6 protein-coding genes and 1 pseudogene are annotated in these 11,332 nt (G+C 69.3%); 3 read left to right on the top strand and 4 right to left on the bottom strand.

Annotation, left to right across the window (positions count from 1 at the left end; genetic code table 11):
* Nucleotides 1-41 precede the first annotated feature (41 nt).
* A complete protein-coding gene (locus tag AC07YS_RS25525; RefSeq protein WP_495269459.1) occupies nucleotides 42-1,703 on the top strand; it encodes a phosphoethanolamine transferase in 1,662 nt (553 codons plus the stop codon).
* Nucleotides 1,704-1,740: 37 nt separating this feature from the next.
* Here the strand turns inward: AC07YS_RS25525 and AC07YS_RS25530 are convergent, their stop codons facing one another.
* The 4 genes from AC07YS_RS25530 to AC07YS_RS25545 form a co-directional block, all read right to left on the bottom strand.
* Complete coding sequence (locus AC07YS_RS25530) at nucleotides 1,741-2,286, bottom strand: prolyl hydroxylase family protein (RefSeq protein WP_495269460.1); 546 nt, start codon at nucleotides 2,284-2,286, stop codon at nucleotides 1,741-1,743.
* Between the two features lie 26 nt (nucleotides 2,287-2,312).
* Complete coding sequence (locus AC07YS_RS25535; RefSeq protein ID WP_062476763.1) at nucleotides 2,313-3,269, bottom strand: alpha-E domain-containing protein; 957 nt, start codon at nucleotides 3,267-3,269, stop codon at nucleotides 2,313-2,315.
* Nucleotides 3,270-3,280: 11 nt separating this feature from the next.
* Complete coding sequence (locus tag AC07YS_RS25540) at nucleotides 3,281-4,777, bottom strand: circularly permuted type 2 ATP-grasp protein (RefSeq protein ID WP_062476766.1); 1,497 nt, start codon at nucleotides 4,775-4,777, stop codon at nucleotides 3,281-3,283.
* Between the two features lie 98 nt (nucleotides 4,778-4,875).
* Nucleotides 4,876-7,341, bottom strand: coding sequence for a DNA internalization-related competence protein ComEC/Rec2 (locus AC07YS_RS25545; protein WP_495273756.1), 2,466 nt, complete (start codon nucleotides 7,339-7,341; stop codon nucleotides 4,876-4,878).
* A gap of 121 nt (nucleotides 7,342-7,462) precedes the next feature.
* Here AC07YS_RS25545 and AC07YS_RS25550 point away from each other — a divergent pair, with 121 nt between their 5' ends.
* A complete protein-coding gene (locus AC07YS_RS25550) occupies nucleotides 7,463-10,963 on the top strand; it encodes a transglutaminase family protein (protein WP_495269392.1) in 3,501 nt (1,166 codons plus the stop codon).
* Nucleotides 10,964-11,041: 78 nt separating this feature from the next.
* A pseudogene (locus AC07YS_RS25555) lies at nucleotides 11,042-11,332 on the top strand (circularly permuted type 2 ATP-grasp protein); the annotation flags it as partial.

Below are 11,332 nucleotides of genomic sequence, written 5' to 3' on the forward strand. Positions count from 1 at the left end.
GCGGGGCAGAATTCGCCCGCCCTCGACTCCCCGCGCCGCGCTTGACACATCCCGCCATCGACGCCCCGCGTCCTCCCTCCAGCGCCCTGCTGGCCTGCGGCGTGGTCGGCGCGACGCTGCTGGCGCTGATCGCCCTGGGCCACGACGGCCGCCGCATCGCCCAGCTCGCGGTGCTCGCCGCGCCGCCCGTGCTCTGGCTGCTGTGGCCGCTGCACAGCGCGCGCCTGCGGCGCTGGCGCACGGCGCTCGTGTGGCTCTGGGTCATGGGCTTCGGCCTGGACGCCGTGGTCCGCGCCTACCTGCTCGACACCTATCAGGCCGCGCCCGACAGCGCCATGGTGCTGGGCGCCGCGGCCAACACCAACGCACGCGAAAGCGCCGAGTACCTGCGCATGCACTGGCGCTCCGCCGTCGTCTGGTCGGCCGCGCTGGTGGCGGCCGGCCTGCTCGCAACCCTGTTCGCGCGACGCGGTGCCACGGCGCCGCGTGCGCGGCGACCGTTCTGGGCGCGCTCGCTGCTGCTCCTCATCCTGCTCGCCGCTTGCGTCGCCTACGTGAGCAAGCCCTGGCGCCGGCTGCACCCGGTCGTCTTCTGGACCCAGTGGTCGCAGTCGCTGCACGACCAGCGCGCCGCCTGGGCCGACCAGGAAAAAACCCGCGATGCGCAGATGGCCCAGGCCCGGCAGATCGCACCGGTGATCACGCGCGAGGGGCCGTCCACCGTCGTGCTCGTCATCACCGACAGCATCAACCGCGACAACATGGGCCTGTACGGCTACGGCCGCCCGACCACGCCGCGCCTGCAGGCGCACAAGGCGCAGGAAGGCGACCGCATGGCCGTGCTGCGCAACGCGTGGTCGGTGGACGCGAGCACCCTGCCCGCGCTGCGCAACATGTTCCATTTCGGCCAACCCGCGAATGGAAACGGCGGAAACAACGGGAACGGCGACACCCCGCCCCACCTGCTGGCCCTGGCGCGCGCCGCCGGCTACAAGGTCTGGTGGATCAGCAACCACGACGACCTCGCCATCGAGCAGCAGCACGCGCGCTACGCCGACGTGGTCGACATGGTGAACCGCACGCCGGGCCGCGCCAGCGCCTCGCTCGACGGCGAGATCCTCGACTGCGTGCAGGAAGCCTTTGCCGACACCAGCACCGAGCGCAAGCTCATCGTGGTCCACCTGATGGGCGCGCACCCGCACTACAGCCTGCGCTTTCCGGAGAACGCCAACCCCTTCGACGACAGCGTCGACGCGGTCGAAAACGGCCTCGTGAAGGACGGCCGCTCGGCCTGGGTGCGCCACTTCCGCCAGGAGTACGACGCGGCCCTGCTGTACCACGACTTCGTGGTGTCGGAACTGCTGCAGCAGACCCGCAGCACCGGCAAGCCGGACGACTACCGCGCCTGGATGTACCTGTCGGACCACGGCCAGGAAGTCGGCCACGGCAGCAACCGCGCAGGCCACAGCCCCGCGACCGCCTCGGGCTACCGCATCCCGGCCGTCGTCTGGCGCAACCGCGAGCCGCTGCCCACCGGCGCCGCCACGCAGCAGCCCTTTCGCGCGGACTGGGCCGGCTGGAGCCTGATGGACCTGCTGGGCATCCGCTGGAGCGGGCAGAAGGCCGAGCGCAATGTGCTGGGCGATGCCTACCAGTGGCAGGCGCCGGAGATTCCGGTGGTGGTGGAGTCGTTTTCGCGCTGAAGCGCCAAAGCTGCCGACGGCCTGCGATGCAGCGCGCTCAAACGGCGTTGCCGTACATCACATCGGAGCGCAACACGTACTTGGTTCCGGATTCGATGGCGGCGCCTTCATGCCACGTGTCGTGGATGAACAGCAGGGCCGCTCCGGCTTCCGGCTTGACGCGGAACTCGCGGAAGTCGGTGTCGCCCCCCGTGAAGCCGTCGTTCAGGTAGACGAGCAGCGTGAGCTGGCTCGTCAGCCCGTCTTCATGCCACGGCCCGTCCTTGTGCATCTTGAAGCGCTGGCCGGGCGAGTATTTGTAGAAGCGAAGCTCCTTCGGGAGGCCCTTGGGCACCTGTCCGGCGACCTCGGGCAACACGACCTGCCCCAACCGAGCCCACAGCAGCTCGACCCATTCCGGCGATGGCAGCATCGCGCGTTCGTTGTTGCGGATGGTCGGCATGGCCTTCGGTCCGTCGGCAGTGCGAACGCCGGCCGAGGCGAAACCTTCGCGCTCGGCCAGGGAGATCAGTTGCTCGCATTCTTCGGGCTCAAGAAAGCCCTCGATGGAAAAGGCTCGTGGCGAATGGACCGTCACCCGCATAGGCACAGGCGCAGCGATCCGTTCACTCAGTGCGCCGGCACCAGGAAGTCCTGGCTGATCCGCCCGCCCAGCTCGTTCACCCGATCGAGGAACTGCGTGAGGTAGGCGTGCAGGCCCGTCGCCAGGATCTCGTCGACGCGCGCGTACTGCAGGTCGGCCAGCAGCTTGCCGGCGCGGCGCTGGGTTTCGGCGCTCTGCTCGTTCTGCACCTTCGCGAGGTTGTTGACCACCTCGACCAGGCTGGCGTGCAGCGAGCGCGGCATGTCGGCGCGAAGAATGAGCAGCTCGGCCACGCGCTCGGGCTTGATCACGTCGCGGTACACCTTGCGGTAGACCTCGAAGGCCGAGACGCTGCGCAGGATCGCGCTCCAGTGATAGAAGTCGTACTCCTGGTCTTCCTCGGTGGCGGCGCCGAAGAACTCGCTGTTGAGCGCGTGGAACTTCACGTCGACCAGGCGCGCCGTGTTGTCGGCACGCTCCAAAAAGGTGCCCAGGCGCGAGAAGTAGAACGCCTCATCCTGGAGCATGGTGCCCAGCGTGACGCCGCGCGACAGGTGCGAGCGGAACTTGACCCACTCGAAGAACTGGCCCGGGTCGCGCTCGAAATCGCCGGCGCGCAGCATGCGGTTCACTTCGAGCCAGGTGGTGTTCTGCGTTTCCCAGGCCTCGGTGGTGAGCGCGCCGCGCACGGCACGCGCATTCTCGCGGGCGGCCTTCAGGCAGGAGACGATCGACGACGGATTGCTCTCGTCCTTGACCATGAACTCCATGACTTCGTTGGGCGTGATCTGGTCGTACTTCTTGCTGTACCAGGGCAGCAATTCGCTGATCGAGAGCACGCCCTGCCAGCCGTACTTGGCAACCTCGGCCGACTGCGGCAGCAGCGAGGTCTGGTAGTTGACGTCGAGCATGCGCGCCGTGTTCTCGGCACGCTCGGTGTAGCGCGACATCCAGTAGAGGTGGTCTGCGGTGCGGGACAGCATCGTTTGTGCTCCTACTGCGATTGGCTTTGCGACTGCGTGGCCGCCTTCGGCTTGGCCGTGCGGTCCGCTTCGAGAATCCAGGTGTCCTTGGTGCCGCCGCCCTGCGACGAGTTGACCACCAGCGACCCTTCTTTCAGTGCCACGCGCGTGAGGCCGCCGGGCACCATCTGCACCTCGCTGCCCGAGAGCACGAAGGGGCGCAGGTCGATGTGGCGCGGCGCAATGCCGGCGTCGACGAAGGTCGGCGAGGTCGACAGGCTCAGCGTGGGCTGGGCGATGTAGCCGTCGGGCTTGGCGATGACGGCCTTCTTGAAGTCTTCGATCTCGGCCTGCGTCGCGGCCGGGCCGATGAGCATGCCGTAGCCGCCGGCGCCGTGCACCTCCTTGACGACCAGGTCCTTCATGTTGTCGAGCGTGTACTGCAGCTCGTCCTTGTTGCGGCACATGTAGGTGGGCACGTTCTTCAGGATCGGCTTCTCGCCGAGGTAGAACTCGACCATCTTCGGCACGTAGGGGTAGATCGACTTGTCGTCGGCCACGCCGGTGCCCACGGCATTGCAGATCACGACGTTGCCCTGGCGGTAGGCACGCATGAGGCCCGCGCAGCCGAGGGTGGAGGTCGGGCGGAACACCTCGGGGTCGAGGAAGTCGTCGTCGACGCGGCGGTAGATCACGTCGACCCGCACCGGGCCGCGCGTGGTGCGCATGTAGACGAAGTCGTCCTTGACGAACAGGTCTTGTCCCTCGACCAGCTCTACGCCCATCTGCTGGGCCAGGAAGGCGTGCTCGAAGTAGGCGCTGTTGTACATGCCGGGCGTGAGCACCACCACCGTGGGCTCGGCCGTGGCCGGCGGCGCGCTGGCGCGCAGGGTTTCGAGCAGCAGGTCGGGGTAATGGGCGACCGGCGCGATGCGGTTCTGGTTGAAGAGCTCCGGGAAGAGCCGCATCATCATCTTGCGGTTCTCGAGCATGTAGCTCACGCCGCTGGGCACGCGCAGGTTGTCTTCGAGCACGTAGTACTCGCCGTTGCCCTGGGCATCGGGGGCGCGCACGATGTCGATGCCCGAGATGTTCGAGTAGACGTTGTGCGGCACGTTCACGCCCATCATCTCGGGACGGAACTGGGCGTTGTTCAGGATCTGCTCGGCCGGGATGATGCCGGCCTTGATGATTTCCTGGTCGTGGTACACGTCGTACAGGAAGCGGTTGAGCGCCGTGACGCGTTGCACCAGCCCCTTTTCCATGCTCTCCCACTCGTGGGAGGGAATGATCCGGGGCAGCAGGTCGAACGGGATCAGCCGCTCGGTGCCGGAGCCGTCCTCGTCCTTGGCGCCGTACACCGCGAAGGTGATGCCGACCCGGCGGAAAATCATTTCCGCCTCTTCACGCCGCGATCGCATCACCTCACCGGGTTGCTTCGCAAGCCATTGGTCGTAGCGCTTGTAGTGCTGTCGGATTGCAGCGCCCGCATAGGGGAGCTGCTCATACATCTCGTCGAATTTGTGCATGGAACGACCAATCTCCTTGAGCCATAGCTTAGCAAGTTCGAGGCCAGTAGAAGCCCTAGGTTTGGGCCCGATGCGAGGGCATTTCGCGTTTCGGACCGTCATGGCATGCGGTGGCGCCAGTAGCGCAGGTCGTGCGCGCGTTCACACTTCAGCTCGGCCGGCGCCGGGCTCGCCCAGTGGGCGGCGCCGCAGCGCGGGCTGTCGATCACCTGCACGCCGCGTTCCACATAGCGCGCCACCACCTCGGGCGCGGGGTGGCCGAAGCGGCTGCGGTAGCCGGCCTGCACGAGCGCGATGCGCGGGCGCACGGCGTCCAGAAAAACCTCGCTCGACGAAGTCTTGCTGCCGTGGTGTGGCACCAGCAACACGTCGGCCGACAGCCCGGGCGTGCGCGACACCAGCGCGGCCTCCTGCAGGCGCTCGATGTCGCCGGCCAGCAGCGCCGTGGCGCGGCCGTTGCCGATGCGCAGCACGCACGACACGGCATTGGGCCGCGTGAAGCCGAGGTAGTCGCTGTCGAAGGGAAACAGCACCTCGAAGTCGACACCGTCCCAGGTCCAGCGCTGCCCGGCCTCGCAGCGGCGCGCGGGGCGCAGGGCCTGCAGCGGGTGCCCGGCCTCGATGGAACTCAGCAGCGCCGCCTGCGGCTGCATGGCGAGCACGGCGGGGGCGCCGCCGGTGTGGTCGATGTCGCGGTGGCTCAGCAACAGCAGGTCGAGCCGTTCGCCCCGCGCGCGCAGCAGGGGCACGAGCACGCGGTGGCCCGCGTCGCTGTCGAGCCCGTAGCGCGGCCCGGCGTCGTACAGCAGGCTGTGCGTGGCGGTGCGCACGAGCACCGCGTTGCCCTGCCCGATGTCGGCGGCGAGCAGGTCGAACTCGCCCACCGCAGGTCGCGCTGGCTGCCACAGCAGCACCGGCAACAGCAGCGGCAGGCCGAGCGCGCGCATCGACCACGGCAGGCGCATCGCCAGCAGCACGCCACCCGCCACGCCGCTTGCAGCCAGCCATGGCGGCGGCGCGGCCATCGACAGCGTGGCAAACGGCAGCCCGGCAAGCGCCTGCAGCAACAGCGCGAACAGCTTCACCGCCCCGGCCGCCACGTCCCACAGCGGCGGCACCGCCACGCCGAGCATCGCCAGCGGCGTGATCACCAGCGTCACCCACGGGATCGCGAGCGCATTGGCCACGAGCCCGACCGCCGACACCTGCTGGAACAGCAGCAGGCTCAGCGGCGTGAGCGCCAGCGTGATGGTCCATTGCTCGCGAAAGAAGCGGCCCAGCCGCGTGAGCGCGCCCACCCGCCCTTCGCCCGGCACCGCCGTCGCGGAGGCGAACAGCACCGCCACCGCCACGAAGCTGAGCCAGAAGCCGGCCTGCAGCAGCGCCCACGGGTCGGCGGCCACCACGACCGCCGCCGTCAGCAGCCAGACATGCGGCCACGGCCAGCGCCGACCGGTCAGGCGCAGCAGCGCCACGGCCGCGAGCATCCAGACCGTGCGCTGCGAAGGCACGCCCCAGCCGCTGAAGAGCGCATAGAGCGCGGCCAGCAGCACGCCGCCCGCGAGCGCGGCCTGTTGCGCGGGCAGCCGCAGCATGAGCCGGCTGCTGCGCCGCCAGAGCGCGCCCACGACATGCGCCGCGAACCATGCGAACAAGGTGATGTGCAGGCCCGAGATCGACATCAGGTGGGCGACGCCGGTGGCGCGGAACACGTCCCAGTCGGCACGGTCGATGGCGCCCTGGTCGCCGGTGACCAGCGCGGCGATCACGCCGGCCTGACGCCGGTCGTCCACGCGCGCGAAGACCGCATCGCGCACGGCCTCGCGCGCCCGCTCGACCGGGTGCCGCCACGTCGTGCCCAGCAGGCGCGGCGCGGGGTCGCGCGCCCCGGCCCGCACATGGCCCTGCGCATGCACGCCCTGCTCCCACGCCCACAGCTCGCTGTCGAAGCCATGCGGATTGAGGTTGCCGTGCGGCGCGCGCAGGCGCACGGTCAGTTGCCAGCGCTGGCCGGCATGCACCTCGCCCACGGTGCGTGCGACGGAGGCACGCCGCTCGGCGGGCTGCTCCCACATCCCGCTGTACTCGCCGTACCAGGCGAGTGCGATGCGCGGCGGCACCGTCGGTGGCGCCTCATCGGAGGCCTCGGCCCACTGCGCCGTCTCCACATCGAAACGGAAGCGCGTTCCGATCTCGCCGGGCTGCGGCATCTGAGAAACCACGCCTGTGAGCCGCAGGTCACGCCCTTCGAGTTGCGGCTCCAGCGCCCCTTGCGCGTAGGCCGTGGCGCGCCATCCGGCGAGGCCCGCGCCGGTCATCGCACCGCAGGCCAGCGACAGCATCAGCACGAGCAGCCGAGGCCCACGCCACCGCCACAGCAGCCATCCGCCGCCGAGCCCCACGACCAGCAGCGCGACGTAAACACCCGCCGCCCACAACAGCGGCTGGCGCAGCTGCACCGCCGCGCCGAGCAGCGTACCGCCCAGCGCAACGAAGGCCCCCGACCCACCCGCGACAGCCTCGGACGCACGCCGCGACTGCCCTCCCGACACCCCGGAATCCATGATGCAAACCCTCCCCCAACCCACGCTCGATGGCGCGTTAATTGCTTGGCAACTGGGCTAGTATGCGTCTCACCAGAGACATCTTTTCGATGCAACCTCGCTGCACTGCACGCCCCTACGCATGTCCATCCACGCCGCACTCCACCACGTCACCCACTACACATACGACCGCCTGGTGCAGTTGGGCCCGCAAGTCGTGCGACTGCGCCCCGCGCCCCATTGCCGCAGCAATGTGATCTCGTACTCGCTGCGGGTCGAGCCGGCCGAGCACTTCGTCAACTGGATGCAGGACCCGTTCGCCAACTACCAGGCGCGGCTCGTGTTCCCCGAGAAGACGCGCGAGTTCAAGGTCACGGTCGACCTCGTGGTCGAGATGGCGGTCTACAACCCCTTCGACTTCTTCCTGGAGCCGCAGGCCGAGAACTTCCCCTTCAAGTACACGGCCTCGCAGGCCGAAGAGCTGGCGCCCTACCTCGTCACCGAGAAGCCCACGCCGCTGCTGCAGGCCTACCTCGACAAGATCGAGCGCAAGGAACAGCGCACCATCGACTTCCTGGTCGGCATCAACCAGCAGGTGCAAAAGGACGTCAGCTACCTCATCCGCATGGAGCCCGGCGTGCAGACGCCGGAAGAAACGCTGAGCAACGGCAGCGGCTCCTGCCGCGACTCGGGCTGGCTGCTGGTGCAGCTGCTGCGCCATTGCGGCCTGGCCGCGCGCTTCGTGTCGGGCTACCTGATCCAGCTCACGCCCGACGTGAAGGCGCTCGATGGCCCCAGCGGCACCACGGTCGACTTCACCGACCTGCACGCCTGGTGCGAGGTGTTCCTGCCGGGCGCCGGCTGGATCGGCCTGGACGCCACCTCGGGCCTGCTGGCCGGCGAAGGCCACATCCCGCTGGCCTGCACGCCCACGCCGTCGAGCGCCGCGCCCATCGAGGGCGGCGTCGACGAGTCCGAGGTCGAATTCAGCCACGAGATGAAGGTCACGCGCATCTACGAATCGCCGCGCGTCACCAAGCCCTACACCGAAGAACAATGGGCCGAGGTGCTCGCGCTCGGCGACGCGGTCGATGCGCGCCTCGTGGCCGGCGACGTGCGCCTCACGATGGGCGGCGAGCCCACCTACGTGGCCACCAGCGACCGCGATGCGCCCGAATGGAACACCGACGCGCTCGGCCCCACCAAGCGCGGCTACGCCACCGAGCTCGTGCACAAGCTGCGCGCCGAGTACGGCCAGGGCGGCTTCCTGCATTTCGGCCAGGGCAAGTGGTACCCGGGCGAGCAGTTGCCGCGCTGGGCGCTGTCGATCTTCTGGCGCGCCGACGGCCAGACGCTGTGGCACGACCCCGAGCTGTTCGCCGACGAGCGCTTTCCCACGCACTACACGAGCGAGGACGCGCGCCGCTTCACCACCGTGCTGGCGCACAAGCTGGGCCTCACCGAGCGCTACATCCAGCCCGGCTACGAGGACACCTACTACTACCTGTGGCGCGAACGCCGCTTGCCGGTGAACGTCGACCCCTTCGACTCCAAGCTCGACGACGAACTCGAACGCGTGCGCCTGCGCCGCGTGTTCACGCAGAAGCTCGACGCGGTGATCGGCTACATGCTGCCCATCGAGCCCGGCAACGCCAACAGCGACACGCCCGCGCTCGCCGGCCCCGGCTGGAAGACCGGCCCCTGGTTCCTGCGCGACGACCGCCTGTTCCTGATCCCGGGCGACTCGCCCATGGGCTACCGCCTGCCGCTCGACTCGCAGCCGTGGGCCAGCAAGGGCGACTACCCCTACCTCATCGAGCGCGACCCGACCGCACCGCGCGCCGCGTTGCCCAGCGCGTCCGACTACCGCGCGCGCTATGCCACCGCCACCCCGGTGGCCGGCGCCGACCTGGGCGAGGTGCCCTACACCTTCGGCGCGCCGCCCGTGGTGGCCGCGTCGCTGCGCATGCAAAGCCCCGGCGATGCGGCGAAAGGCGATGCAGCTGCTCCTGCTGATGCGGCTACACCGGCCACGCGCCAACCGCTGCGCGGCGAATCGGCCCACTGGGTCACGCGCACCGCGCTGTGCGTCGAGGTGCGCGACCCGCGCCGCGCCAACGGCCCCGCGGCCGAGAAAAAGGGCAGCGCCTCGGGCGTGCTCTACGTCTTCATGCCGCCGCTCGCGCGCCTGGAGGACTACCTCGACCTCGTCGCCGCCGTCGAAGCCACCGCGCAACAGCTCGGCGTGCGCATCGTGATGGAAGGCTACCCGCCGCCGCGCGATCCGCGCCTGAAGATGCTGGCCGTGACGCCCGACCCGGGCGTGATCGAGGTCAACATCCACCCGGCCCACAACTGGAAGGAACTGGTCGACCACACCGAGTTCCTCTACAACGCCGCGTTCGAGACGCGCCTGTCGGCCGAGAAGTTCATGACCGACGGCCGTCACACCGGCACCGGTGGCGGCAACCACTTCGTGATGGGCGGCGCCACGCCCGCCGACAGCCCCTTCCTGCGCCGGCCCGAGCTGCTGGCCAGCCTGCTGCTGTATTGGCACAACCACCCGTCGCTGAGCTACCTGTTCTCGGGCATGTTCATCGGCCCGACCAGCCAGGCGCCGCGTGTGGACGAGGCGCGCAACGACCAGGTCTACGAACTTGAAATTGCCCTGAAAGAGATCGCGAAGAACCGCGAGATCTACGGCCAGAACATGCCCGCGTGGCTGGTCGACCGCACGCTGCGCAACATCCTGATCGACGTGTCGGGCAACACGCACCGCAGCGAGTTCTGCATCGACAAGCTCTACTCGCCCGATTCCAGCACCGGCCGCCTCGGCCTGCTGGAACTGCGCGCCTTCGAGATGCCGCCGCATGCGCGCATGAGCATCGCGCAGCAGCTGCTGATCCGCGCGCTGGTCGCCCGCTTCTGGGACGCGCCCTACCAGGCACCCGTGACCCGCTGGGGCACCGAGCTGCACGACCGTTTCCTTCTGCCGACCTTCGTCAAGATGGACTTCGACGATGTCATCAGCGAGATGCGCCAGGCCGGTTTTGCCTTCGATACCGACTGGTTCGCGCCGCACTTCGAGTTCCGCTTCCCGCTCGTGGGCCAGATGCAGTCGATGGGCGTGGAGCTGTCGCTGCGCAACGCGCTCGAACCGTGGCACGTGATGGGCGAGGAAGGCTCGGCCGGCGGCACGGTGCGCTATGTCGATTCGTCGCTGGAGCGCATCGAGGTGCGCGTGACCGGCCTGAACGAAAGCCGCCACGTCGTCACCGTCAACGGCAAGGTGCTGCCGCTGCAGCCCACCGGCGTCACCGGTGAGTTCGTGGCCGGCGTGCGCTACAAGGCCTGGAACCCGCCCTCGGCGCTGCACCCGAGCATCCCGGCCCACGCGCCGCTGACCTTCGACCTCGTCGACACCTGGATGAAGCGCTCGCTGGGCGGCTGCCAGTACTTCGTCGCCCACCCGGGCGGCCGCAACTACGACACCTTCCCGGTCAACGCCTACGAGGCCGAGAGCCGTCGCCACTCGCGCTTCACACGCACCGGCCACACCCCGGGCCTGCTGCGCACGCCGCCGGCCACCATCGAGCTGCCGGGCAGCCGGGAGTTTCCGTTCACGCTGGACCTGCGGCGCTGACCGGCCCGAGGACTCAGGGGGAACCCTGTCGCACCGCCGGATCGGCCCCGGTGACGGTGATGTGACAATCTCCCCCCTGTGGAACCCCTGAACGAATCCCTGTTCGACGCCCAGGCCCCGGAGCATCCGGCGGCGCTGGCGTCTTCGCTCGCGCCGGCGGCCCTGCCTGGGCATTTCGACGAATTGCGGGGTCAGGCGACGCCCGCGGCGCCCTCGCGGCCGGTGGCGGGCGCGGCCCCGGCGCCCGCCGCGGCCCCGCTGCTGTACGACGCCGCCGAGGAGCGACCGACCCCGTCGCAATCGCAGTCCCAGTCCCAGTCACAGTCCTCCTCGCAATCGCAGGCACAGGACCCCTCCCCGTCCAGCGAC

Source organism: Variovorax sp. GW458-11-26-14-LB1, from assembly GCF_059423965.1.